23 protein-coding genes, 1 tRNA gene and 1 other annotated feature are annotated in these 26,568 nt (G+C 44.3%); of the genes, 5 read left to right on the top strand and 19 right to left on the bottom strand.

The window, feature by feature from the left end; translation table 11 throughout:
• Positions 1–123: 123 nt before the first annotated feature.
• The 5 genes from IGK61_RS04450 to IGK61_RS04430 are packed head-to-tail and all read right to left on the bottom strand — an operon-like array spanning position 124 to position 4,474.
• Positions 124–861: an SIS domain-containing protein gene (locus IGK61_RS04450; RefSeq protein ID WP_074534940.1), complete on the bottom strand. Its 738-nt coding sequence runs from the start codon at positions 859–861 to the stop codon at positions 124–126.
• Positions 862–2,112 (bottom strand): PTS ascorbate transporter subunit IIC, encoded by a 1,251-nt coding sequence (locus IGK61_RS04445; protein ID WP_016610654.1) that lies wholly within the window; start codon positions 2,110–2,112, stop codon positions 862–864. It abuts the gene before it with no gap.
• A gap of 2 nt (positions 2,113–2,114) precedes the next feature.
• On the bottom strand, positions 2,115–2,396 hold the full coding sequence (locus tag IGK61_RS04440; protein ID WP_005225413.1) for a PTS sugar transporter subunit IIB: 282 nt from the start codon (positions 2,394–2,396) through the stop codon (positions 2,115–2,117).
• A gap of 12 nt (positions 2,397–2,408) precedes the next feature.
• Positions 2,409–2,837 carry a PTS sugar transporter subunit IIA gene (locus tag IGK61_RS04435; RefSeq protein ID WP_074534939.1) on the bottom strand — a complete coding sequence of 143 codons (429 nt, stop codon included), beginning with the start codon at positions 2,835–2,837 and terminating at the stop codon, positions 2,409–2,411.
• Positions 2,834–4,474: a BglG family transcription antiterminator gene (locus tag IGK61_RS04430; protein ID WP_074534938.1), complete on the bottom strand. Its 1,641-nt coding sequence runs from the start codon at positions 4,472–4,474 to the stop codon at positions 2,834–2,836. Before IGK61_RS04430 ends, IGK61_RS04435 begins: the two co-directional genes overlap by 4 nt.
• Positions 4,475–4,675: 201 nt before the next feature.
• Between IGK61_RS04430 and ypfJ the strand changes: the two genes are divergently transcribed.
• Positions 4,676–5,566: a KPN_02809 family neutral zinc metallopeptidase gene (gene ypfJ, locus IGK61_RS04425; protein ID WP_010747705.1), complete on the top strand. Its 891-nt coding sequence runs from the start codon at positions 4,676–4,678 to the stop codon at positions 5,564–5,566.
• Between the two features lie 285 nt (positions 5,567–5,851).
• Here the strand turns inward: ypfJ and IGK61_RS04420 are convergent, their stop codons facing one another.
• The 6 genes from IGK61_RS04420 to IGK61_RS04395 form a co-directional block, all read right to left on the bottom strand.
• The gene (locus IGK61_RS04420; protein WP_074534937.1) at positions 5,852–6,667 is read right to left on the bottom strand and encodes an ABC transporter permease subunit; all 816 of its coding nucleotides are present in this window, start codon (positions 6,665–6,667) and stop codon (positions 5,852–5,854) included.
• Complete coding sequence (locus tag IGK61_RS04415) at positions 6,664–7,548, bottom strand: ABC transporter ATP-binding protein (protein ID WP_438844698.1); 885 nt, start codon at positions 7,546–7,548, stop codon at positions 6,664–6,666. Before IGK61_RS04415 ends, IGK61_RS04420 begins: the two co-directional genes overlap by 4 nt.
• A gap of 444 nt (positions 7,549–7,992) precedes the next feature.
• Entirely contained in the window at positions 7,993–8,823 is an 831-nt protein-coding gene (locus IGK61_RS04410) for an energy-coupling factor transporter transmembrane component T family protein (RefSeq protein WP_438844697.1), read from the bottom strand.
• Entirely contained in the window at positions 8,813–10,522 is a 1,710-nt protein-coding gene (locus IGK61_RS04405) for an ABC transporter ATP-binding protein (protein WP_438844696.1), read from the bottom strand. Before IGK61_RS04405 ends, IGK61_RS04410 begins: the two co-directional genes overlap by 11 nt.
• Before the next feature lie 26 nt (positions 10,523–10,548).
• Positions 10,549–11,103, bottom strand: coding sequence for an ECF-type riboflavin transporter substrate-binding protein (locus tag IGK61_RS04400; protein WP_074534933.1), 555 nt, complete (start codon positions 11,101–11,103; stop codon positions 10,549–10,551).
• Positions 11,100–11,948 (bottom strand): SAM hydrolase/SAM-dependent halogenase family protein, encoded by an 849-nt coding sequence (locus IGK61_RS04395; protein WP_005225399.1) that lies wholly within the window; start codon positions 11,946–11,948, stop codon positions 11,100–11,102. Before IGK61_RS04395 ends, IGK61_RS04400 begins: the two co-directional genes overlap by 4 nt.
• Positions 11,949–12,039: 91 nt before the next feature.
• Positions 12,040–12,279 (bottom strand) — a binding site (T-box leader).
• A gap of 630 nt (positions 12,280–12,909) precedes the next feature.
• Here IGK61_RS04395 and IGK61_RS04390 point away from each other — a divergent pair.
• Positions 12,910–12,991: transfer RNA gene (locus tag IGK61_RS04390), tRNA-Leu, on the top strand.
• Positions 12,992–13,084: 93 nt separating this feature from the next.
• On the opposite strand, the gene IGK61_RS04385 is transcribed toward IGK61_RS04390, so the two are convergent.
• Positions 13,085–14,737: a peptide ABC transporter substrate-binding protein gene (locus IGK61_RS04385; protein WP_074534932.1), complete on the bottom strand. Its 1,653-nt coding sequence runs from the start codon at positions 14,735–14,737 to the stop codon at positions 13,085–13,087.
• Positions 14,738–15,299: 562 nt separating this feature from the next.
• Here IGK61_RS04385 and IGK61_RS04380 point away from each other — a divergent pair.
• Positions 15,300–15,752, top strand: coding sequence for a DIP1984 family protein (locus IGK61_RS04380; RefSeq protein ID WP_005225396.1), 453 nt, complete (start codon positions 15,300–15,302; stop codon positions 15,750–15,752).
• 235 nt (positions 15,753–15,987) lie between these two features.
• On the opposite strand, the gene IGK61_RS04375 is transcribed toward IGK61_RS04380, so the two are convergent.
• The 4 genes from IGK61_RS04375 to IGK61_RS04360 form a co-directional block, all read right to left on the bottom strand.
• On the bottom strand, positions 15,988–16,704 hold the full coding sequence (locus IGK61_RS04375) for an NADPH-dependent F420 reductase (protein ID WP_438844973.1): 717 nt from the start codon (positions 16,702–16,704) through the stop codon (positions 15,988–15,990).
• The gene (locus IGK61_RS04370) at positions 16,697–17,758 is read right to left on the bottom strand and encodes an LLM class flavin-dependent oxidoreductase (protein WP_015509212.1); all 1,062 of its coding nucleotides are present in this window, start codon (positions 17,756–17,758) and stop codon (positions 16,697–16,699) included. Before IGK61_RS04370 ends, IGK61_RS04375 begins: the two co-directional genes overlap by 8 nt.
• Positions 17,759–17,910: 152 nt before the next feature.
• Positions 17,911–18,273: a TIGR02328 family protein gene (locus tag IGK61_RS04365; protein WP_010747697.1), complete on the bottom strand. Its 363-nt coding sequence runs from the start codon at positions 18,271–18,273 to the stop codon at positions 17,911–17,913.
• 14 nt (positions 18,274–18,287) lie between these two features.
• Positions 18,288–19,256, bottom strand: a complete 969-nt coding sequence (locus IGK61_RS04360; protein WP_015509211.1) for an NADP-dependent oxidoreductase — start codon at positions 19,254–19,256, stop codon at positions 18,288–18,290.
• 267 nt (positions 19,257–19,523) lie between these two features.
• Between IGK61_RS04360 and IGK61_RS04355 the strand changes: the two genes are divergently transcribed.
• Positions 19,524–20,603: an ABC transporter substrate-binding protein gene (locus IGK61_RS04355; protein WP_074534930.1), complete on the top strand. Its 1,080-nt coding sequence runs from the start codon at positions 19,524–19,526 to the stop codon at positions 20,601–20,603.
• On the top strand, positions 20,604–22,208 hold the full coding sequence (locus IGK61_RS04350; protein ID WP_074534929.1) for an amidohydrolase: 1,605 nt from the start codon (positions 20,604–20,606) through the stop codon (positions 22,206–22,208). It begins immediately after the preceding gene.
• A 117-nt stretch (positions 22,209–22,325) separates the two neighbouring features.
• Here IGK61_RS04350 and IGK61_RS04345 read toward each other — a convergent pair whose 3' ends face one another.
• From IGK61_RS04345 to IGK61_RS04335, 3 genes are read right to left on the bottom strand one after another with little or no spacing between them, the layout of a single operon-like run.
• Positions 22,326–23,756: a glycoside hydrolase family 1 protein gene (locus IGK61_RS04345; protein ID WP_081343839.1), complete on the bottom strand. Its 1,431-nt coding sequence runs from the start codon at positions 23,754–23,756 to the stop codon at positions 22,326–22,328.
• A gap of 28 nt (positions 23,757–23,784) precedes the next feature.
• A complete protein-coding gene (locus IGK61_RS04340) occupies positions 23,785–25,656 on the bottom strand; it encodes a beta-glucoside-specific PTS transporter subunit IIABC (RefSeq protein WP_074534927.1) in 1,872 nt (623 codons plus the stop codon).
• Positions 25,646–26,503 (bottom strand): PRD domain-containing protein, encoded by an 858-nt coding sequence (locus tag IGK61_RS04335; RefSeq protein ID WP_074534926.1) that lies wholly within the window; start codon positions 26,501–26,503, stop codon positions 25,646–25,648. Before IGK61_RS04335 ends, IGK61_RS04340 begins: the two co-directional genes overlap by 11 nt.
• Positions 26,504–26,568: the final 65 nt, after the last annotated feature.

The following is a 26,568-nucleotide window of genomic DNA, read 5'->3' as shown; positions in this document are numbered from 1 at the left end:
CGATCTGAACGAGATTTGATCCCTACATTTACGAATTGATTCCCCCAAGAAAATTCGTTCTATTAGTAGTTTTCAAATTTTTCGTTCTGATCGTTCTAATAAAAAGATAAGTTACTTATACAGTCACAGCTGATAATGGATCGCTTCTTGGTACTTTTCAAACAGGGACTGGTTCAATTCATCCCCGCCCTCTAGGTTCGCTGAGTAAAAAATCGGCGGATAGTCGACACCGGCTTCTTTTAGTTTTTGGCAAACTTCAACGATGATCGCATTTAAGATCGTTGCGCCGACTACGGTGGATGTAGGTCCGACTTTTTGTTCGACGTCTGGAATCGTACACGCAGCATCGCCAATCTCCCCATGATTGTCGATGACGATATCCGCCGTTTCAAACAAACGCAAGCCTGAAGTATGGCGGCTGGTGACTGTTTTCGAATAGGTAAGGTTCGTTAATGCGATGATCTTGACTCCTTTTTCTTTGGCATGAAGCGCCATATCGATGATAACGGGGTTTCGCCCAGACACCGAATGCAAGATCAGCACATCACCTGATGTAAAGGGTTGGGTCGCCGCCAAGGCACTACCATAGCCTTCTAAGCGCTCCATTTTACTTGTGAAGGTGATTGGGCTACGATCAAGCATCAGTTCTCTTCCAAAGATCGCGTTGATCGTCATCATGCCGCCTGCTCGATAATACATCTCTTCGGCTAAGATCCCAGCGTGACTTGCGCCAAAAATGTAAATGGCTTTTTTGGTCAAGTTGGCTTGCGTCAGCAATTCAATGGCTTGCTCAATCGCTGGTGCTTCTTTTTCTTCTACAATAGACAATAGTTCTTTTGCTTTTTCAAAGTATTGAAACATTTAAAACCCTCCAAACAGCTTGCCGATCAATTCACCAAGGATGCCCCATAGAGATAAATCGTTCCCACCGAAAATCAAGATCCAGTTTTGAATCGTCGTTGAGAACAACGCTGCAGAGATCCCAACGAGTGCTACCATAACGACAGAAGCTGTGATCGTACCAATAATGGCACCTCGCAAGCCCCCTTGTCCTTCGCCGATCACCGCAGCACCGCCACATTCAAAGAAGCTGGTGATGACTAAAGGAACGATCAAAATGCCAAAGACGTTGGTCGTATTGGCAATGACCACTAAAATCGTTGAGGTGATCATCGCCACGATAAAGCCGATGATTACAGCATTTGGACGATAGTTGAACAAGATGGGCACATCAAAAGCTGGTTTTGCTCCAGGAACGACTTTTTCTGCGATCCCTTGAAAGGCGGGAATGATTTGGTTGATCAATAGACGTACCCCATACAACATGATCAATAATCCTGCACCGAAGTTCAAGCCAGCATCAACCGCAAACATCACCAAGTTGCCCCCTTCAGGAACTAATACGGGCGCAATCAAACCGATGACGACATTCATCAAAAACATCACTAACGCGCCAGTAATCGATATTTCACGGAAAAACGATAGATTTTCTGGCACTTTCAAATCTTCCGTCGATTTTTCTTTGTTTCCGACCCGTTTTGCAACAAAGCCTGAAACCAATGACAAGATCCCCGTTGGATGACCGATCAAGAATGAATCATCGCCTGTGGCATCCCATACATATTTACGCATGATCCATGGCATGAAGGACCAGTAACAAGCAGATAGAACCGCCCCTAAGATCAACAGTGGGATTCCAGTAAGCCCGCCTTCAACGCCCCCAGCGACGATGACAAATGGGAACCACCACAACATGTGGCCGGTGAGGAAAATCGTCTTCACAGGTGTAAAGCGAGCAATCAATAAATGAATGACAAGTCCGAAAAACATCGCTAAACCAACTGTTCCGCCGTATTCTGCCGTAAAGGTGATGTCAGAGAGACCATCTGACACAGCAACGCCTAATTGGGTTTGAACCGCTGCATTGATCGGTGCGATCGTTCCCACCAACATATTTACCCCAGCCGTCAATGCCACCATCCCGAAGGAAGCTGTTAAGGTTCCTTTGACGACTTCTGCAAAAGGTTTTCTTTGTACCAATAACCCAATCATGGCAATGATCCCCAGTAGGACTGGCGGATTTTTTAAAATATAATCCGTGACAAAATTCATGATTATCCCTCTCTTTCAGCTAAAAATTTTTCCATTTGCTGTTTGACTTCTTCTTTATCCATATACTTTTTGATTGGATAAACGGGTGCTTTCACGGATGCTTTTAACTCATTCAATAATTCATTACTCGTAAAATAAACATCTGCTGGTGTCGCTTTTGCCGTCGATAAATCAGTATTCTCGGCAGTTGCCGTCAACCCTAACTCTTTGATCACCTTGTCGATCGTCATCTTCAATACCATTGAGCTTCCTACACCAAATCCACATACTGCTAAAATTTTCATATCCTTTTCCTCCTATTGGAATAATTGACAAATTTGTTCCCGATCGCCATTTAATATCACGTTGTATTTTTCTTCATCCATAAAGATCGCCATGATCTCTTTCAAGCTTTCTAGATGGCTTTGACTATCTGCGGCGGCTAAGACAAGAAATATCCGCACCGGTTTGCCCTCAAGATCGATGGGCTGTTTCGTTACTAAAAGGCTCATACTTTGTTCCAAAACCCCTTCTCCAGGACGGGCATGCATCAGCGCAAAGTAATCCGCCAACACCATGTAAGGACCATTTTCTTCCACACTTTGAATCATCGCTTCGATGTATTCTGACGTAATTAGCGCTTCATCCAGCAAGGGCTGGCTGGCTAATTTTACGGCTGAGCGCCAATCTGTCACTGTCTCATCCGTTTGTATATGCTTTTCAGGCAAAGAATCCTTCACTTTCATTCTGATTTAACCTCCAACATTTTTGATAGGAACCATTCTTTGTTTTCGATTCCTTGCATGATCAATTTCATCATTGGTTCCACCTTTTGCGTCTCATCCTCTCGGATCATCAATAAAATAATGATGTCGGCTTTTTGGTTGCCCCATTCTACTGGCTGATCCAAAAGCAAAATCGAGATGGCTGTTTTTTCGACATAATTCGGATTGCCATGAGGGATGGCAAAGCCATTATCTAAATAGGTTGATTGTAGCTGCTCTCTTTCAATGACGGATTGCTGAAACTGCGCTTTTCGTTTTTCATCACTAAAAGGGGTTTGTTCGATCAAAAAATTGATGGCTTCTGTTTTGCTGGCAAATCGCTCGAAAAAGACGGTTGGCTGGATCATCGATTGGGCTTGAAGAAGTAAACTATTTTGATCGACCGCCGCCTCATTATCGATGACTAAATCGATGTAGTGATTCATGATCCGCTTCATGTCGCGATTGGTCACCATAGGCGAGATCCGCACCACAGGTTTTTGAATCTCGACGAGATCGATGGTTGAAATAATAAAATCGATCGCCGAGATGTCCATCTGCTTTAATTTTTCTACTGAAACGGTTTCGATACTGTCGATCTCTGGCAGAATGCGACGAATTTTCGCAGAGACAAACGAGCTAGTGCCGACGCCATTGGGACAGACAAAAATGATTTTGTTCATGCGGCGCATTCGCTCGATCGCTGCTTGAAAATGGATCGTGACAAATCCGATCTCATCATCAGAGATCCCCACTTGATACGCTTTCAAGAAATCATGGAGCGAGAACCAGACCACGCCATACAAGGCAGGATAGTTTTGTTTGATTTCCTCTAACAAAGGGTTGATGACTGTGGTTTGCGCTTCGATCCGCAACAGCAGTTGATACAGATGAATCGTCACATCTTCTTCCAATCGATTGTCTTGGGTCAAGTCGGTGCCTAAGCCTTCGCTGATTTTTTGAATCAAGTTGCGCACTTTTCCCCGAAAGACGAAAGGAACTTTTTCACTTTTCATAAAAAATTTCAAGCCGCTACCGACAATCAGGTAGGTTAGATATTGCACTTCTTTTGGTGAAAATTGATAAATGTGCTGTTCTTCGATTTCTTTCAGTAGCTCATAGACTAACGGATATTTGTCGAACTCCAAAAACAGTTTCCCCACTTGGCGATTTTCTTCAATCACTAAGTTTTCCGCATGACTCGCCCGTTCGATCAGCAGCACGATGGAAAGGACGATACTTTGGATATAGCTGTCGGGCATTTCCACTTGTTTTTCCACTAACGCTCGACGAAACGCCTGATTTACTTCCTGGTATTTCGCAGGTTCCACCAACAAGGAAAACGCCGCTGGTTGATCCAGCATCATTAAGCAAAAGCGTTTCAGCACCCGATGAATCTGGGATTCACTTCCTTCAAAAAATGTACCTGAATTATCAAATCTCAGACGTAAGCTTTCTTTTTGAAACAGTTCTTTTAAATAAGAAATATCTTTTGCAATACTGCTGCGGGAAACGAAATAATCCTCTGCTAACTGCTGATAGCTGAGGTGCTCGCCAGCAATCAACCGTTTAAAAATCAAAATCCTTCGTTCCGATGTCCCCGAATAATTCATTTTCATACGCTCACCCTCTACCTCTATTTTATTGCTACTGTAACAAATTAGAAGGCTAATTGTTAGATTAAAGAATGATTAAAAGGAGTGTACACTTTGATTTTCAAGGCTCCTGAAGGCATTTTATAACAATTTCAAGGCGCTTTTTTTCACAATCTGCCGCCTTTCTCTTATAATTAAGCTAGGATTTATATAGGAGGAGATAACATGAAATGGCGTGGGGGTAGACAAAGCAGAAATGTCGATGATCGAACGGGGCGATCATCTGGCTCAGGCGGGATGTTGGCTGCTGGTGGCGGGATCGGTACGGTGATCATCGCTGTTTTATTTTTCCTGTTTAGCGGTGGTGATTTAAATTCGCTGCCGGATGTCTTGGGTGGCAGCGGTCAAGCAGCCAATTACCAGACAGAAAATGTGGGCACTAGTGAGTACACGGAGGAAAAAGAATTTTCCGCAGTCGTGTTCGGCTATTTAGAAGATTATTGGCAAGACGTTTTTCAAGAGCGGCAAGAAACCTATCAAGACCCGACACTCGTATTATTTACGGGAAGCGTGCAGTCGGCATGCGGCTATGCCACGTCACAGGTTGGTCCGTTTTATTGCCCAGCAGATGAGAATGTGTACCTTGATCTGAGCTTTGCCAATGAGCTTTCCGATAAATATGGCGCAAGCGGCGACTTCGCAATGGCCTATGTCATCGCCCATGAAGTCGGTCATCATGTGCAAAATGAGCTGGGGATTACCCAACAATTGGACAAAATCCGCCAGCAAGTTTCAGAGAAGGAATACAATCAGTACAGCGTTCGCTTGGAACTGCAAGCTGACTACTTAGCTGGTACTTTTGCGAAATACTTGCAAGGCGAAACCTATCAAGGACAACCGATCTTAGAAGCTGGCGACATTCAAGAAGCAATCACAGCTGCCAATGCCATCGGGGATGATACACTGCAAAAAGAATACCAAGGCTATGTTGTTCCAGATAGTTTTACGCACGGCACATCGCAGCAACGCGTGGACTGGTTTAACCGTGGCTATCGTTATGGTGACTTAGCACATGGCGACACCTTTAATGTCGATAGCCTTGACTTGAGCAAGTAGCTTCAACTAAAAAATCACTCCGAAACAGCATGAACCGCCTGCTGCTTCGGAGTGATTTTAGGTTCTTGTTGCCCCTTCAAGCCTTTTGGTGAAGGGACGCTTTACGCTTTCTTAACTTTCGCAATGATTTTTTCGCAAAAACGTGCCTGCTTCGTCATACTTTTTTCACATTTCGAGACTATTATATAAGCATACCAACAAACAACCCTAACACTTTTTCATTTTTACTCCTTTGCCTGTCAGTCCCCGCTGACAGGCTCTTTTTTTGTCTTTTGATTGATATACTCAGACCTGCAAGTCTTTGCGCTCATAACGGGAAAAGGTGCCAAAGAAACAGATGATACCGAGCAGCAGTACCCATAGGACTGATGTGGCGCCGTTATCCATGAGTTGGACGGGTAATGCTATACGGACGGGTGAAAGTCCTGCCAGCCATTCCAATTTATCGTAGAGTTCCCCCACGATGCCGAGCAAATACAGACCGAACACGCAGCCTAAGCCGACGCTGGCGGTTTGTTTGCTGGAACGCAAGATCGTGGATAAAAAGAAACCTAGACAGAGGAAGAAGACTAAGACACCATACTCGGCAACGAAGATTTTGCTGATTTCTTCTATAAAAGCGGACAGGTCGTCTTCAGGCAGTTTGAACAGAGCAAAAGAGGCCAGACTACTGCCATAAGCAATCAGCCAAAAGCCAGTCAGCAACAACAATCGAGCGAAGAACTTCCACCCAACGATTTCTCTGCGGCTAATAGGCTGAGCATATAAATACTCGATCGTTCCTTCTGATTCTTCAGTGATCAGACTGTTCAAGCCTAAAAGCATCCCATAAATACACGCAGCAATAAATAAGTATTGAAAGTAGTACCCGAAAAAACCTGTTGGAGAAACCAAACTTGAGGGTCCTGTCAGTTGGATGTTAAAGATGCCTAGTAATTCTGGGCTGAAAGAGCCCAACATCTGGTCTAACGACGTTTTCATTTCTGGCGTAATCATTTGAGGATAGATAGCCGTAAATGAAAAAATGATTGCTGCAAAAAGGATCGCCCAGACTAGCCAGCCTTTGAAGGTATTTTTAAGATCGATTTTCATTAAAGTCATTTTTGAGAACCTCCTTCATACAGGAGCATAAATTGCTGTTCAAGGGTTGGGTGTTCGATCGTGAACTCTTTAATGGCAGGATTGGTTAAAAAATGTGCCAGCTGATTCATGTCCCCTTGATAGAAAAAACGCAGGCTGTGTGATTCCTGAGCAAGAACCTGTACATTTTTCAAGCCGGCTAATGAGAGGCTGTCCTCATTCGTGAGCGTTACAACTTTGCCGAAATTTTCTTCCTCACTCAATTCTTTCACGGTGATGATCTGTCCTTCACGAATAAAGGCGGTACGATGGGCATAGGTCTGAATTTCATGCAGATCATGACTGGATAGAAAAATCGTCATCCCCTGTTTGTTTCTTCTGAGAAGCTCTTCAAACAGCCGTTTTTGGATCAAGGGATCTAAGCCATTGGTCGGCTCATCTAAAATCAACATTCTCGGTTGTGCAATCAAGGCGCTCGCAAGCCCGACTTTTTTCTTGTTCCCTAAAGAAAGTTCTGCGATCGATTTGTTTGGATCAATTTGAAAAAGCTCCATCAACTCCTGAATCTCTTTTTTTGGCTGCTTGACTTGATGAAAATCCGCCGTAAATGCCAGTAGTTCTGCTGTCGTCATTTTTGAATAAAACCGTACATCACTGGAAACATACCCAGTAAACGTTTTGATCTCTTTGGCTGCTTGTTGGCAATCTAGTCCAAAAATCGCCGCCTGTCCTGCATCTGGTTTGATAAAATTCAACAATACTTTGATGGTCGTTGATTTTCCCGCACCATTTGGTCCGATAAAGCCAAAAATCTCTCCTTCTGCCACTTGCAATGATACGTTCTCGATGGCGTACTTCTTGTTGTATTGTTTGCTTAGTCCGTTGATCGTAATGGCATCCATCCTGTCCCCTCCTTGTACTGCTTTGATGCCATCAGTGTAGCCTTATTTCGCATTTCCGTCAATCAAAGATCTAAAAGGCTTCCGCTGGAATGTTTTACGAAAATCATCAACAGATTGACACACTTCTATTGCTTTCTCTTCCTATTTTTTTCACATTTTCCCGCTATTATCAATACATACCAACAAACAACCCTAACACTTTTTCATTTTTACTCCTATCCCGCCAGTCCCCGCTGGCGGGCTCCTTTTTTTATCGGCAAAAAAACGCAGACCTAGTAGCAACTGACTTTAGCAATTGTAGCACTCGCTAAAGTCAATTGACTGACTATCCTGCGTTTTTTTGCTCGATCATTTCTGGGACGGATAAATCAGAGTTGACTCATCCGTCCCACTTTCATTATTGACAATGCGTCCGTTTTTTTTAAGTTTTCAAAGGGTGATTTGTTAACGAAACGGATTGTAGAAACGTCCGCCATTAAGGACCATCAAGGACAATCCGAGCGCCACGATCAAGCAAACGACAGCAATCGCCAAGAGATCTTTGCCTTGGATCGGCTTAGCTTTCAGCCAGGTACGCTGCTTATGCTTGCCAAACCTTCTTAGCTCCATGGCAGCAGAAATATGGTCGATCCGTTCCAAGCTGGAAAAAATCAAAGGAATCGCGATCGCGACATTGCCTGCCACTCGCTTGCGCAAAGGTGCTTTTTTAGAAAGCTCCACGCCCCGTGCTTGTTGCGCTTTGGCAATCGTCCGAAAATCATCTTGAATATCGGGAATGTAACGCAAAGCCAGTGCGACTGCATAGGCGATCTTGTAGGAAATCCCGATGCGGTTGATACTGGACGCCAACTCACTAGGATTGGTGGTAAACAAGAAAATCAACCCTGGAGGAATCGTGACAAAATATTTGATCAACAGATTCAGCTCATAAAACACTTGCTCTTGGGTCAATGTATACCGACCGATCCCTTCGAAAATCACGTGGCGCGTACCGTAGATCTCCACCCCATATTCTGGTGCGAAAAGATAGACCGCCACCAAATTCAAAAGCGAAAAGAAGATGATAAATTTCAATACAAAAGCGATATCTCGGTAGCGAATTCCAGCACTGGCAAATAGAAAGACCGAAAACAATGCCAGTCCAATGAGAAAGCGCGTATCATAAGAGATCATCCCGATGATGGATAGCAGCAAAAAACAAATCAGTTTTGCGGCACCGCTTAATTGGTGAATCCATGTTTTGCAGTCAAGATAGCCGATTAGATTACTCTCCATCGTGTCCCTCCTTCTCGCTGGCAATGAAGGCGGCAGTAAAAGCGGCGGGATCTGTCAGCTGGTTAAGGGTCGCCAGTGTGTACAAGCTGGTTTCTTTGAGGTTCGCGGCACTCACCACTTGTTTGTCTGCTAAAACAACTTCTGGCGGTGCGTCCAGCAAAATCGTTCCTTTTGTCAAAACGATCGTCCGCTGTGTATACTCCAACATCAAATGCATATCGTGGGTGATCATAACGATCGTTAATCCCCGCTGGTTCAACTCCTGTAAAAATTGCATCATTTCGGTGTAATGGCGATAGTCTTGTCCCGCTGTCGGCTCATCCAATAAAATGAGTTCAGGATCTAAGACGAGGATCGCTGCAATGGCGGCTCGGCGTTTTTGCCCATGACTTAGTGCCGACAATGGCCATGAGCGAAACGGATAAAGACCACAGATTTTTATGGTCTGATGAACTTTTTCTGTAATTTCAGACTCTGGAACGTTTCGGTTGCGCAAGCCTAAGGCAACTTCGTCAAACAGGAAGTTTTTTGACAGCATTTGATTGCTGTTTTGCAACACATACCCGATTTTTTGCGCTCGTTCTTTGATGGAATCATTGCCCATGTCCGTTCCTTGCCAAAGTAATTTGCCAGAAGTCGGAGTCAAAAAGCCGGTAATCAAATGGGACAAGGTCGATTTTCCTGCGCCATTATGCCCGACCAAACTAATCATTTCTCCTTGATGGATGGTAAAATCCAGTGCCTGCAAAATGGGTTTGCCCACTTGGTAGGAAAACGATAGATTTTTTGCTTCCAACAACGGCGGCTGGTAGCTAGGAAGCGCCGGTTTCGGAAATTTTTCTTGAAACTGAGTCAGTTTTTCGGCAATCTCAGGTGATGCAAACGCTTCTACCGCGACCAAATCAGCAGCGTCGGTCACGGGAACCCCCGCTTTTTTTAAGGCGGCTAAATACAGCGGTTCACGAATGCCGACTTGCTGCAGCATGTCCGTTTTTAATAGTTCATTCGGTGTACTGTCGGCAAGGATGCGGCCTTCTTCCATCACGATGATGCGATCGACAGCGGCGGCTAGCACTTCTTCTAAGCGGTGTTCAATGATAATGGTGGTAAAACGCTTCTCTTGATACAGCTGGTCGATCATTTTGATGGCTTCCACACCTGTTTGCGGATCCAAGTTGGCTAGCGGCTCATCAAACAGTAGAATCGGTGTTTCATCGATCAAAACACCTGCCATTGAAACACGCTGCTTTTGGCCACCCGATAATTCCTGCGGTTTTTTCGCCAAATGATCCATTAAGTCGGTCTTTTCTGCCCAAAAATGCAGCGCCTCTTGCATCACTGCTTGACTGCGCTGATCGTTTTCCAATGAAAACACGATATCTTCTGCTACGGTCAAGCCTACAAATTGGCTATCGGTGTCTTGCAGCACCGTGCCGACGGTCAAAGACAGCTCGTAGATGGAAGCTTGCCCAAAGGTATTGGTACCGATCGTCAATTCTCCAGTACTACTGCCTTTGTCGTTTTGCGGGATCAAACCGTTCAAACATTTTCCTAATGTACTTTTGCCAGAACCGCTGGCACCGACGATCAGGACTTTTTCTCCTTCATAGATCGTTAGATCGATGTTTTTCAAGGTCGGTTCCGCTTGTGCATCATATTGGAAAGAAAAATTCGTAAATTGAATGATTTTTTGTTTCATTTTTTAGCCTTCACACATTTCTTTGGTTAGGATTCCTTGCTCAAGCTGCCTTTTTTGGTTTTGGTTTGGGCATAGGCTTTTAGCAGGATCACTCCGATTATCCCAGTTACGACTGCATTGGTCAATCCCGCAATGACTCCTTGCGTAAAGACTTTGTTCGCTGGTTCGCCATAGATCAAAATATCCCCGATCGGGGCAATGATCACCCAGACGACCAAATTTGCGATCGTTTCACCGATCAAGAAGGTCCGAATTTCTTTAGCGCCAAAGGTTCCTTGCTGGATTGGAATCCAACGAGTCAAAAGTCCGAAGAACACCCCTAAGATCCCAGAGGCGGCGATCCAAGACCACCATGGACCATAAGTCGTTAAATCTCCTAGAGCATGACCGATAAAGCCTGCTAAACCAGCCACGATCGGACCGTAGACAACGCCTAATAGCGCCAAGAAAGGATAGGCTGTGGCGATATCTGTATTTGGGAAAACCGTCGGAATCGTGACGAAACGTTTTAAGACGAAAAAGACCGCAGCACCGATACCGATTGCAACAATGTGTTTTACTGTAAATTTTGATTGATTCATTTTTCATTTCTCCTTTTTTTGAGGGTAATTTTCCAATTTGTGCCAGTGCCGATTTTATAGGTTTCAGCAAATGAAGCCAAGTTGAGTCCTAAACCGATATTCAGCAAGGAATTGACATATAAGACGGGTTCTTGTTCTGCCACTTGCGCAAAGGAGCGTCCGAAACGCACTTCTTCTTGATAACGCAGGGTATCTTGGTAGTAGATACTGACGAGCAGCGACTCATTGTATTGGACCTGCCATTGCTTAAAGAACGTGTGGGGAATATTCGTCCACAACGAACCAAAGCGGATATCGAGAATATCGATCGTCCCTGTGATCGTTTCAGCTGTTTGGCTTGGCTTTTCAATGGCAAAAACTTGGATCGCTTCTTTAGGTTCAGGTGTTCCTAGCTCTTCAAAGCTGATGGCACCGCTGGCGAGCCGAGCGGCATTATACATATAAACATCCCGACCATGAAACGTATGGCTTTCGGCTGATCCTGCCAAGCGCTCAGTTGCCTCATTGATCACCCGAAGTTCAGCGATTCCGATATAAGTCGCTAAATAGGTCAGGGTGCCGTTATCTGGTGTCAAAACCAACTGCCCGGTCGCCAGCTTGGCAACCACACTTCGTCGATCAGACCCTACGCCAGGATCGACCACTGAAACAAAGACTGTTCCTGCTGGCCAATAGGTGACGCTTTGCAGCAGGCGATAGCTGGCGTCATGAATGTTGTATGGCTCGATCTCATGAGTCAAATCCGCAATGACCAGCTCTGGTGCCACTTGGTAGGCTACCCCGTACATCGCATTGACCGCTCCATCTTGCAAACCAAAATCGGTTTGAACCACTAATTTGTGCATTTTCTCTCCTCCCAACAACCTTTCTCCTTTTCAACAAAACCTTCGCATGAAACAGCTGACCCTACAGACACAAAAAAAGCCCTTAGCCAAAGCTAAGGGCATCACCTGCGGTACCACCTTAATCTGTAAAACCTTCACAGGCCTCACCTCATTCAGTACCCGAGAACACTCGGAGACTGTCGCTTGTTAACGGGGCAACCGTATTTTCCTAATTAGTCAGAAAATCCGCTCCAAAGTCATTTTCAAATCATTTGTTGTCGTTCCTTCTCACCTGCTGGAACTCTCTGCTAGACAACGCCCGTGATTCTACTTTCTTTTTCATCGCGTTTGCATTTTGTTTCATTAAAATTATCAAAGCTTGTGCCTTTTGTCAATTCTCTTTTAAGAAAAAATTCAAACAGAAGCCATAATTTGTCAAAAGATTCACGCAATTTCTAAATTTCACGCGAAAATTCTTCATATTTTCTCGGTATGATACCTGTATACCAACAAACAACCCTAACACTTTTTCATTTTTACTCCTTCCCGCCAGTCCCCACTGGCGGGCTCCTTTTTGTCTTCTGACCGTTTTAGATGGTTTCACTTTTTCTTGGCGATTTCTTCTCAGAATTCTGTTTGATTCGTCAATTTTTTTTCACATTTTCCCGCTATTATAAATGCATACCAACAAACAACCCTAACACTTTTTCATTTTTACTCCTTCCCGCCAGTCCCCGCTGGCGGGCTCCTTTTTGTCTTCTGACTGTTTTAGATGGTTTCACTTTTTCTTGGCGATTTCTTCTCAGAATTCTGTTTGATTCGTCAATTTTTTTTCACATTTACACGCTATTATAAATGTATACCAACAAACAACCCTAACACTTTTTCATTTTTACTCCTATCCCGCCAGTCCCCGCTGGCGGGCTCCTTTTTGTGAGATTGGACTTGCATTTCTTCCTAGAAAGGATTATCTTTATCTTATGCGGAAGTGGCGGAATGGCAGACGCGCACGCTTCAGGCGCGTGTGAGTTTATCTCGTGTGGGTTCAACTCCCATCTTCCGCATTTAGCAGTTCAGCTTTCTGAACTGCTTTTTTTGTTGCAAAACGCGCATGTTCATCGAATAAACATGCGCGTTTCATTCAACTATTTTTCCCCTTATTCACTAACATAGGCGGTGCGGAAAAAGAAATGCGCACCATAAGCTGGGAATTGGATGTCTTTAACATTTGATTTGATCAGATAATTTGAAGCACTTTGGTAAAGAGGGACTTGCGCAGCATCTTGTTCCAACAAAATTTCTTCTGCCGCTTTGTAATCTTCAAAATATTGATCGGGGTCATTGGCATGAACGGTGCGCGCATCTTCCGTCAACGCCGTATATTCTTCATTGACATAGCCGCCGTAGTTAAAGGAAGCGCCGTTTTTGTATAAGATAAAGAACATATCCATGTCACTGCTTCCAGCGATCCAGCCAGAAACGGAAAGCTCATAATCACTATTTGCTCTTGATTGATTCAAGCTGGCACGTGGCTGTTTGTTGATGGAGATCGACAAGCCTGGCAAGTTTTCTTGCAGTTGGCTTTGCAAGTACTCCCCGATTTTTTGGCCATTGTCATCATCTGTCACTAACAAACGCAGCGTCGTACTTTCGCCAATTTCCGCTTGGGCTTTTTCCCACTCTTCCTTGGCAGCCTCTAAATCATACAGGTTGTAATCACCGCTATATGCTCGAAAATCTTCGCCAGTATTTGGATTCGCAGCTAAGCCGGTAGGGATCAATCCATTTAAAACTTTCGCTCCATCGTTCAACACATTATCCACGAGACTTTCTTTGTCGATCGCCAACGCGATCGCTTTACGCACATGAACATTTGCTAAGGCATCGTTGGCGGTTTTATTGAAGTCTAAGAAAAAGTTCGCCACATCGTTTTGCGTAACTAGTTCTTCATTGTCCCCGTATTGTTGGACGTAGATCCCGCTGATTTTTTGCAAATCAAGGTCGCCGCTTTCAAACAATTGGATCCCCGTATTTTCTTCTTTGATGGTGGAGCCTTTGATCTCCTCCAATTGAACGACATCAGCATCGTAGTATTGGCCGTTTTTCACTAGCGTCCACTCGTCTCCTGTCTGTTGCCAATCGGTTAAAGTAAAGGGACCAGAATACAACAAATCTTCACTTGTCCGGGCATAGGTCTCGCCTTTTTCTTCAACAAAGGCTTGATTTTGCGGTGCCAACCAGCCGATGGAAATCAAGGATAAAAACGAAGGCTGCGGCTGCTCCAACTGCACGATAAAGGTCGCGTCATCTGGGGTTTCCAGACCAATCGTTTCTACGTCTGCATTGCCTTCACGAATGTCTTTACTATTGACTACATTATCCAACAAATAGGCGTTTGGTCCCATAGTTGCTGGATCAACTAACTTTTTCCACGCATATGCAAAGTCAGCCGAAGTGATCGCTTCGCCATTGCTCCACTTCGCATCGTCTCGCAAAGTAAAGGTATAGGTTTTGCCATCTTCACTGATTTCGACTCCTTCTGCCAAGCCTGGAACTGGTTCACTGTTTTCATCGAAACGATAAAGCCCTTCGAATAAATGTTGTACGATGGTAAACGTTGCTTTATCCGTCGTTTGGGTCGTATCGAGAGTCGTCAGCTCAGCTGGTAGACTCACCGCAATCGCTTGATTCGGCGCTCCGTTAGTTTCAGCCTCTGATCCCTCGGTATTTCCTGTTGACGTGCAGCCAGAAAGGGTCAACCCAATCACTCCTGCTGCCACCAATAAACGCTTCTTCCAGATCATTTTCATTCTTCCTCCTATGTGATTGCGCAACCAACGCAAGTGTTTTTCATGACAGCAAAAAACGCATTCAACGATAAAAAGAAAAAACCTCATCCCTTTGCTTATCAACTTTGACAAACAAAGGGACGAGATTTTCGTGTTACCACCCTTTTTCGCACCATTCTCACAAATGGCACCTCAACAGTACGCTAAGATACTTGGCACGGTAACGGCTGCTTTCCGTCTGATTTGCGTGAACAAATCAGATCACTCAGAGCTCATCTTCACTTTTTTTCTGCTGCCCTTTCTCACCATCCGGGTTCTCTTCTAACAGATTCCAAAGCTACTCTTCTCTTCATCGTCTTTCTTTTTATCTAAAAAACAGGCAAATGACGTTTTTTTGTCAATTTCATGATTGTTTTAAAGTATACTATTGGTGTTTTTGGAAGTCAACAAGAATTGCGAATATTCAGTTTTTTATGATTTTTCTATCAGAGCTTGTTTTGCGTCTTGCTTGCCTTTCATCACGTTCTTCTCTAGGATAAGAACTAGATAAGCCGTTCTCATTTGTAAAAAGGAGTGTACCAAAATGAAATTAGCAGAAGCGTTACTTTTAAGACGGGATTTGAACAATCGTCTGTTTCAATTGCGCAACGAAATCTCTAGTAGTGTGTTAGTCCAAGAAGGCGATACCTTGGATCGCAGTATTACAGAATTGTTCAAGGAATACGATGAGATCAATCAACAGTATTCAGAATTAGTCGTTGCCATCAATCGGAAAAATGCGACTGCCTCTTTAGCAGATAGTGCGTTATTACTGATGGAAGCACTAGAACAGCGAGAACAGCTGCGCCGTAAGCATGCACTGCTTACGCAAGCACTGGATGAAACCAAAGCAGCTCCCCGAATGGGTCGCAACGAAATTCGACTGGTGCGCACGATCGATACAAAAACGCTAACGGAGCAATTGAATGCGACCGCCAAACAGCTGCGAGAATTAGATGGAAAGATCCAACAAACCAACTGGCTAGTCGATCTTTAACAAACATGGGTGGGTGTCAAAGGCGAGCACAAAGCAGGTACAGGCTAATATGTACACTATGGAACGTCTGGCAGAGACGTAAACGTAACAACCACTGCTTACGAATCACAATCGTAACAATCACATTGCATTTTTTAGCGACCACGTGCTGATTTGACTGGATGGGAAAAACCCTCTTCTTTTTTGAGAAGAGGGTTGTTTTTATCGTATCCAGTCGTACATTGAGGCGGCACTTTTACTGGGGAGCCTGTTGCTTGTTACTCACAGCGGAAGGACGCGCCAGAAACGCTCGCCCTTTCTCACTGCTCCAAAACTCCTTCATCAATGCCGTCAATCCCTCTTTGGTTTGATTGGCACCAAAGAAAGGACTACCGGGTTCTAACATGATGCCATTAGCTAAAGCACCGATAGGAAAGGGATCAAAGCCGAAGGCAGCAATGATTTCTGCTGTCTGATCGAGGGCGGTTTGGTCATCACCAGCAATGGCGATGGCTTTTTTGACAGTTCCTTGAGTAGCCGTTCTCGTCAGCAAGGATTCCTCTTGGATGTCGTGGTACCCCATATGATTGAATCCTTTGACTACTTTACTTTGGGAAAAATAGCGTTGCACACGTTCCGAAGAAGTCTGCTCGATGGATGAGTATTCTGTTTCTTTGCCATCGACTTCCCACCAATAATTCATGGCATCGATCACTAGCTTGCCAGCCAAAGCTTCTGCTGGCAGCTGTTGGTACTTACTCAATGGGATTGCCAAAATGATTGTTTGGGCTTCTGCCATCACCTCAACGGCATTTTTTGCGATCGCTCCCGGAGCCAACACAGAAACGGACAAGGCGATTTTTTCTGCTGGCTTCGTACTAGCGATCAAGACCCGATAGCCCGCCTGGGCACCAAGATTTGCGAGCGCTAAGCCTAACTTGCCTGCGCCTAAAATACCGATGGTTTTAGGCATTGCCATCACCTGCTGCCAACAATTCTTTCACTCGTGGAATCACTTTGGTTCCATACAATTCAATCGTTTTGAAACGGTCTTTTTGCAGCTGGCCGCCAGTACCGTAAACCAGATCAAAGCGTTCTACACCGACTTGCGGCATCATACGAGCGATTTTTTGCGCCACGGTTTCTGGACTGCCTACATAGTAAGACCCATGTTCGACTTCAAAGTCAAAGCGCTCTTTGCTCATGGCTGGCCAGCCGCGATCAAGACCGATTTTGTCCATGCTCTTTTTAATGTAGTTCCAGCCGATTTCATAGGCTTCTTCGTCGGTGTCGGCGATCACACCATGGGAGTGCATGCCGATTGGCAAAATCGGTTGTCCCAGTTGCTGCGCTGCCTTTTTATACAGATCAACATAGGGCGCAAAACGAGCAGGTTCGCCACCGATGATCGCTAACATAACGGGAAACCCATAACGGACGGCACGAATGATCGATTCAGGGGTTCCACCGACACCTACATAGGTATCTAATTGGTGTCCCTCGATTTTTGGAAAAACGTCGGCATTTTTTAAGGATTGCGTGAACTTGCCTTCCCAAGTTAATGGTTTGCCTTTTCTCAATTCACTGAACATCGCTGTTTTTTCTTCAAATAGTTCTTCATAATCTTGCAAGTCATAGCCGAATAGAGGGAATGATTCAGTAAAAGATCCTCGTCCCAGCATGATTTGTGCACGACCGTTCGACAACGCGTCAACGGTCGCAAACCGTTCGTAGACCCGCACGGGATCATCCGAACTCAAGACAGTTACACCGGTACCTAATTTGATGGTTTTGGTAACCATCGCTAACGCCGCTAGTACCGTATCAGGACTTGAGATCGAATATTCTTCCCGATGGTGCTCCCCTAAGGCAATGACATCGATGCCGACTTCATCGGCTAATTTTCCTTCCGCTACGATATTGCGCAACGATTCGCTGTAACTGATCCGTTCTTTCGTTGTATCATCAAAGGCTAGATCGCCAAAAGTATCTAACCCAAATTCAAGATTTCTGTGATTGATGGTCATTTTCTTTTCCTCATTTCTCATTACTGATTCTCTGTTCTCACTATAACAAGGAACAAAAAAAGTTGCGAACAATATGCTTACTTTTTGTAAGTTGACGATTTTAAAGCAAAAAAACACTTTCCCGAACAAAAATTCAGGAAAGTGTTTGGTCTTTAAAGATAGATTCCTTTACTATGGAGATTCACTAAGCATTCTTCCAAGTATGCTTCATCATGTTCTGGATAGATCGGGGTAGTCAAAGGAACAGCTTGAACGGAGGGTTCCAGCGGCAGATTTTTGCCACGATACGCTGGATCGTACCATTCAGGTGCTGGCCGATAGCCTCGATAGGTCATTTCATCCAGCACTAACTGATGGTATTGAAACAATTTATAGGGCGGATGGGTAAAAACGTAATCGACCGTTGCGTGCTTCTTGCCCCAGCCTAGCCCCCGTAAGGCTGCTGCTTCACGATGCTGGCCTAACAGCTGCTGCCGAGGCAAAGCAGGTATCAGCGCTTCATGCCATAAGCGCATCGGTTCAGCCTCCTTTATTCTGCGTCTTGGCTGATGAAATTGTCTTGGTTTTCAATAACGATCTTGCCGACTGCATGGTGTGTTTCACTCAATGCGTGGGCATCGTAAATTCCTTGTGCTGTCAATGGGAAGGTTGCACCGATGATACTGTTGACTTTTTCTGCTTCGATCAGCTCTGTCAATTCTGCCAATTGTTTGCCGTTGGTTCGTAACCAAATTGCTTTGGCGAAGATGTCTTTTTCTTTTGCCAAGTCTTCGTCTTCAATACTCAAAATCGAGATCAGACGGCCCTTAGGTTTTAAGACAGTGAAACTTTTCTTCTGGGTGTCGCCCCCCATCGTATCAAAGACCAAATCGATGTCTTGCAAGACTTCTTCAAAATCTGTCGTATGGTAATCGATGATCTCATCGGCACCAAGTTTTTGCAATAACTCATGGTTACGAGGACTAGCCGTCGTGATGACGTAAGCGCCAGCTGCTTTTGCTAGTTGGATCGCATAGGTACCAACTCCGCCTGCTCCGGCATGGATCAAGACTTTTTCCCCTTCTTTTAAACGACCGTGTTCAAACAACGCTTGGTAAGCAGTCAAACCAGCTAATGGCACTGCAGCTGCTTCTGCGTAGTTTTGGTTTTCTGGTTTGATCGCTGCTAACTCAGCATCCACGATGGCGTAATCAGCATACGTCCCAAAACGAGTCGTTTCAGGGCGGGCATAGATCGCATCACCAACTTTGAATTCTGTCACGTCAGCACCTATTTCTACGATATCCCCTGCGACATCCCAGCCTAAAATAATTGGGAAGTCCCACGGAAACATTTGTTTTAAATAGCCTTCTCTTAATTTCCAATCGATCGGGTTGATGGACGTTGCGGCAACTTTGACTAATAATTGATTTGCTTTTAATTCTGGTAATTGGACCGTTGCTTCTTTTAATTGGTCTTTTCCACCATAGGCTTCAATAACGACAGCACGTGTTTCCATTGATGCTTCACTCCTTACATTCATTCTTCATCAAAGAGAGGTTCCTGTTTTTCCATCCCTTGATTTCTCACTTCCCTAGCTTAGGCAAAAGGAGGGAATTTGACAAATGATATGTTTGGAAACTGCCCCAGCCACCTGGCCGTTCCTCCTTCTAAACCTTGAAAGAAACGGGTTTATTTTTTCTTCATTTTTTTATTGCCTTTTCTTTAAAGATCAATTACGCTACTCAAGAAATACGAAATTGTAGAGAAAGAAGGAATTGATGAATTGAAAAGGTTGTGGGTATTTTTTGGCGGTGTGATCGGCATCACCGCGTTGCTATTTTTAGGTGCTTCGGTGTTAACGAAAGAATCGGGGGCAGCAACGTCGTCCGACAAAAATACAGTGATTATTTACAATTGGGGCGAATATATTGACCCCGAATTGATCAAAACATTCGAAACTGAGACTGGTTACTCAGTGATTTATAATACATTTGACTCCAACGAAGCGATGGAAACGAAAATCAAGCAAGGCGGCTCGCGCTATGATTTGGTTTTCCCTAGCGAATCGATCATTCCGAAAATGATCGAAGAAGGACTGTTAGTGCCTTTAGACCATCAGAAATTGACGGGAACGGAAGATCTGTCGCCTTTTTTGATGGATCAAGCCTTTGATCCTGACAATACCTACTCGATCCCCTATTTTTGGGGCACGATCGGAATCATGGCAAATACTGAAGAAGTCGATGTTTCTTCGATCCATGGCTGGAGTGATTTATGGGACCCTGCATTTAAAAATGATGTATTGATGGTGGATGGTGCTCGCGAAACCTTAGGAATCGCGTTACAGACGCTCGGTCTTTCCCAAAATGAAAAAGACCCGACCAAGGTCACCAAAGCCTTGAAGAAGCTGGAAAGTATCCGTCCCAATGTCAAAGCAGTTTTGACCGACGAGATCAAAATCTTGATGATCAACAACGATGCCCCTTTAGGAATCGGATATTCGGGCGATGCCGCTTATGTGATGGCGGAAAATCCTGCCGTCACCTATATCGTTCCCAATGACGGCGGTGCGATTTGGACAGACAATTTTGCGATCCCGAAAACCGTTGGCAATCTTGAGGGAGCCTACGCCTTCATCAATTTTATGCTGCGGCCAGAAAATGCCGCACAAAATGCCGAATACGTCGGCTATGCCACGCCGAGTGAAACGGCCAAAGCCATGCTGCCAGCAGAACTGACTGCTGACAAGGCTTTCTACCCTGAGCCAAGTGCGATGGAACAAATGGAACATTATGAATACTTAGGAAAAGAAGCGGTTGAGCTTTACAACGACCTTTTCCTTGAATGGAAGTTGGGATTATAAATGTCACTATTACTAAAATCTGAACACATCTTTGATACCAAAACAAAAACGACTTTTGCGGGCTTTCTCCTGATAGAAGACCAGAAAATCACGGCTGTAGGTCCTCTTTCAGCGCTGCCAACACTTGCTGAAGACACCCAGGTCATTGATCTCAAAGAACAAATGATCATCCCAGGCTTTATTGATGCTCATGTTCATTTTTATCTTTCTGCATTACTCCATCAAGGGGCACTGACCCATCTTACGGGAGTGACAGAAGAAGCCGTTGCCCAGCAAGTGCCCGCCTTGCCCATCACCCATGGATGGAAAATCGGCATCGGCTGGTTCAGCAGTGATTTTGGTCAGCAAGTCTACCCGACGAAAGATACGATCGACAACTATTGTGCCGATACGCCTGTCATGCTGATTTCAGGTGATGCCCACAGTATTTGGTTGAATAGCCAAGGGATCGCTGCTTTAGGGATCACACCTGAGAACTTACCAGCAGGGATCAGCGGGGAGGCACTGCTTGACGAAAACAGCGGACAATTAAGCGGCTGCTTTTTAGAAGCGATCGCCATTCATTATTTAGCAAAGGTCTTACAGTCATTTCAGGCACAAAGCCCTGCTGCCTTTCTGACCTATATGAAGCAGCTCAATCAATACGGCATTACGACGATTGGAGATGTTGCCTTGACAGGAGAAAGCTGGGACGATTTGGTCTACCCCACTCTTTATCGACAAACAGAAGCAGAAGCGACCTTGCGCGCTGTCTTTTATCCAGCCATGCGAGAAGACATCACGCAACTGAAAGAAACTTACCGTACGTATCGCTCCGAAAAAGTACAAATGGGCGGCGTCAAACAATTTTTTGATGGCGTGACGAGTACGCACACGGCTTTTTTAAAAGAAGAATATGAAACACCGTATTTTGCTGGTGATGTCGGGATGCCCTTGATCGATGTCCAACGGATGCGCCGCTTTATTTTACAAGCCAACCAGCAAGACTGGCCGATGCGCATCCATACCATCGGTGATGAAGCGATTCGACAAGCACTCCTCTTTTATCAAGAAAGTGCTGCTGCTCACCCGCTTTCTAAAGGCAAAGCCAATACCTTGGAACACTTGGAAGTGATGGATGCCGCTGATCTGCCACTAGTTCGCCAAGAACAACTGGTACTCTCCGTACAGCCTAGCCATTTATTGGTCGGTTATGAGACCCTCGATGAAGAAGTAGGACCTCAGCGTGCCAGTCAAATGTTTCCTTTTCAGTCCTTTCTAGAGCAAGGCGCAACCTTGGCTTTTGGGACTGATACGCCAGTCGTGATCGACGTGACCCCTTTAGATTCGCTGTATTATGCGGTTGCTCGGCAAGAGAAAAACGGCCAGCCAGCAGGCGGATTGATGCCACAAGAAAAAATCTCCATCGCCGATGCCCTCTATGCCCACACCGCAGGCGCCGCTAAAGCCTTGAGTCGGCAAGATATCGGGCGATTAGAAGTTGGCTGTTTAGCCGATCTTTGTATTTTGTCCCAAAACATCTTGCCTTTGACTGACGAAGAATTGCTTCAAACGACTGTTGAAGCGACCGTATTTGATGGGCGATTTGTTTATCGGCGTAATTGACATGAACCACCGATAGGGACCACGCGTGAGCTACGCGTGGTTTTTATTTTGTACGCGCTGAAATTGATGCGCAAAAAAACTCCAGCACTTGTTCACCGCAAGTACTGGAGTATTTAATCATAAGCCGTTTCGTTCAATCACTTTTTGATACCAATAGAAACTGTCTTTTTTCTTTCTATCTAAAGTCCCTGTCCCGTCGTCATATTTATCCACAAAAATGATGCCATACCTTTTTTTCATTTCTCCTGTAGAAGCACTGACAATATCAACGGCACTCCAAATCGTGTAACCAATCAACTCGACACCATCATCGATGGCTTTCTCCATTTCAGCAATATGCTTTTCTAAATAATCGATGCGATAATCATCATGAATCTGTCCATCTTCAGCAACAGTTTCTGAAACCCCGATCCCATTTTCCACGATCATCAATGGCAGTTGGTAGCGATCATAAATATCATTCAACGCAATTCTCAATCCTACTGGATCAATCATCGCATTCCATTCCGTCTGTTCTAGATAAGGATTATTTACGCCAGAGCCGCCAATCATGCTGTGTCCATTTTTGGTAACTTTCTCATCTGCAGAGACACAAAGCGTTAGATAGTAACTAAACGTGTAGTAATCCACTGTTCCCTTAGCTAGGATCGCTTGATCTTCTGGTGCAAACTCGATTGTAAAGCCATGATCAGCAAAATATTTCTTTGCATAATAAGGATATTTCCCTGTGACCTGCACATCGCCACAAAACTTCGAGTGCATATTTTCTTCTTGTTTGGCTAGTAATACATCATTTGGATGGCTGGTATAAGGATAGCGTGGCATATAAGAAATCATACAGCCGATTTTCAGATCTGGATAGTGTTCATGTCCGTAAGCGACAACCTTTGCACTGGCAACAAATTGATGATGCAGGGCTTGGTATCGTTGCCGTAGATTATCCGGCTGATTGATAAATTCAGATTCACCAACTTGCAGTCCCAGTGATAAAAAGTTTCCGATACTTAAAGTGGCCGTGTTGATTTCATTAAAAGTGATCCAATAGTTTACTTTTTCGTGATAGCGTTCAAACAACACCGCCGCATATCTCGCATAAAAGTCGATCACTTCACGACTCGCCCAACCATTGTATTCTTGGCTCAAATATGCGGGAACATCAAAATGAGCAATGGTTACAATTGGTTCGATCCCGTACTTCCGACACTCGTCAAACACACGGTCATAAAAGGCCAGTCCTTCTTCATTCGGTTCAGCGTCGTTGCCCTTGGGAAAAATCCGTGTCCAGTTGATAGACATGCGGAAAGCTTTAAATCCAGCTTCTGCAAACAATGCAATATCTTCTTGATAATGATGATAAAAATCAGTTGCTTCGTGGCTCGGATACAACAACTCTTCTTCAATTTTCGCTGTGATTTTCCGAGAAGTCGTATGGCTGCCACCACTGATCAAGTCAGCACAAGCGAGCCCTTTTCCGCCCTCATTATAACCGCCTTCATATTGGTTTGCCGCCGAAGCGCCGCCCCATAAAAAATGTTTTGGGAAACTCATTGCTGTCATCCTTTCTTCTTTCTAATGGTTAAAAAATGGCTAATAACTGATCGCCAGCTTGAATTTCTTGATGTTGGGCAAGTGCCACAACATCTAAGAAGTCTGCCGTATTAGTAACAGTGATCATAACGGTATCTTCATACCCAGCCTGAGCGATTTTTTCTGAATCAAAGTGCAATAACGTTTCTCCCACTGTGATTTGATCACCTTCATTGACTAGTCGTTCAAAGGCACTTCCTTGCATATTCACCGTATCGATACCGATATGGATCAGTAGTTCAATCCCCTCGGTACTGGTAAGTCCAATCGCATGATTTCCTGGAAAAACGGCAGAAACCTGTCCCGTAAATGGTGCTATCACCTGTTGATCGTGTGGCTTAACAGCAATTCCTTTACCTAATGCCAATGAAGCAAACGCCTGATCATTGGTTTCTGTCAATGGAACAGCAGTCCCTTTTAAAGGTGATAATACAATTTTTTCAATCGCTGGTTGTTCTTTCTTCGTTTCAGAAGAAACATCAGTTGCTTCGGGTGTCGCATCTTGCGCTCCAGATTTTACTGCTTGTGGCTGATTATTGTTAGGAAAATCTGCATCTTTGACCATGAGCCAGGTGTAGGCAAAGGCAATCGCAAAAGTAATCAACGAGCCGATCAGCGCATGAAACACACTGCTGTATGATGGAAGCGCCACAAATGAAGCAATGACTACTGGCGTATTGATTTTCATCAAACCGAAATAAAGTCCCCCAGCAGCACCCCCAAGGATCATTCCGACAATCGGTTTTTTCAGACGTAGTGTTACTCCGTACAAAGCAGGTTCAGACACACCCATCAGGGCAGTAATTGCTGATGAAAAACTCACTTGTTTAAATTCCGTATCCTTAGCTTTGATTCCAGCCGCTAAACAAATCGCTGCTTCGGCAGCCAATCCAAGCAGCATACCAGGGACGATCAAATCATCATACCCGTAGGTCGCCAGAGAAGTTAATAAAATAGGGGTCAGCGTCGTGTGCATGCCCGTCATTACTAGCAATTGAGCAAAGGCACCCATAAACAAGACCGCTAACGGACCAAAATTGTTTGTTAAGTAGTTCAAAAACTGTGACACATAGTTACCGATCGTCACACCTAATGGTCCGATTAGTAATAGAGCCAGCGGTGTGATCACGATGATGGCGATCAAAGGACGTAGAATAAATTTGACACTGTTCGGTAAAATCCGATCGGCGAACCGATAAACATAAGACATAACCCAGACACTTAATAAGACTGGTAAAACGGAGGCATTGTAGCTCACATTCGGTACGAGTAACCCAAATAATGAGATTCCTCCTTCTTGGCTAAGAAGGGCCGTCAATCCAGGCATCACAAAAATCGCTCCGACGTAGCTTCCTAAGAAAGGATCAATTTTTAATCGTTTGGCCACAGAATTTCCTAAATAAACGGGAATGAAAAAGAAGGCTGCTTGCGATACTTGATACAATACGAGATACGTATCATCAGTTGCTGCTAAAATGCCTGATAACTCCAACAGTGAAAGGACCACTTGCAGCATTCCTCCAGCTGCAATGATTGCAATCATCGGTGTAAAACAACCTGCGATAAAGTCAAGGAGTCGTGAGATGATCGATTGATCGTTGTTGCTTTGATCAGCCGTCGCTTCTGTCGTCGGAAGTTGCGCGTATACACTCGATACATCCGGCCCAATAATCACTTGGTATTGACCATTTCCCTGAACGAGTCCAGTTACTCCTTTTAATTGTTTAATTGCTTCACTGTCAGCTTTTTTGTCGTCGGCCAGCGTGAAACGCAGTCTTGTTGCACAGTGGGTCACGTGCTGGATATTTTTACCACCGCCGACATTTTCATAAATTTCATTGGCTAGTTGTTTATAGTCCATTGTTTTTCTCCCTTTCTCCTTGTTCCGTCAATTTCTGGATATGGAGTGATAGATAGATTTCTTCATTTTCTGAGATATTGATATCATACGTATTTTTGATATAAACCTTGATTTTTTCCACACAGTGAAATGCTTGCGGATACATCTTTTCAATTTGTGCATAGAGCGTCGACGCTTCATAGCTGGGAAGTGTATGATTGATCACATTTTGTGCGAAATAGTGCAGATGCGTGACAAAGCGAGAATAATGGAAACTATTCTCATCAAAATTTTGTTTGTACTCATACTTTACGATCGTCAGTACATCTTCTATAAACTTCGCGATTTGATTGGTAACCGCCATATCCTTCTTTTGTGATTGGACATTTACAAAATGCAATGCGATGGAGATCGCTTCTTCTGTTGGTACATCGATCGCTAGTTCTTGCTCCATAAGCTGGACAGCATACACCCCAATAGCATATTCATCGGGATAAAATCGCCGAATATCCCATTGCAAAGGACTATGAAAAGTCATTTGCTGCTTGATCCGATGAACAGTGAAATCAATATGATCCAGCAAAGTCAAATAAATATAGTCGCTGACTGCTAAGCGATAATTCTGTTTGGCATAAGCCACGATTTTAGCAACGATCGCTACGTATTTCGGATCGCATTTTCCTAATTGATAGCTAAAATGTTCCAGCATTGCATGGGTATCCAATACAAAAATCTTTTCAAAATCTTGTTCTTCTACATCATCTCCTACCTTCTTATTGAAGCTGATGCCTGTAGAAAATCCGATAATTTCATTGCTGCCTTTCTTTAGTAAGACAACATTATTATTTAAAAACTTCTTTATTTTCATGATTTCCTCCACCTTAAAAACACTAAAAAACCTCATACTCCACCCTTGGTGGAATATGAGGTTTG

Source organism: Enterococcus sp. AZ063, from assembly GCF_051715045.1.
Lineage (GTDB): Bacteria > Bacillota > Bacilli > Lactobacillales > Enterococcaceae > Enterococcus_D > Enterococcus_D casseliflavus.
This window is presented reverse-complemented; position numbering and strand designations above follow the sequence as displayed.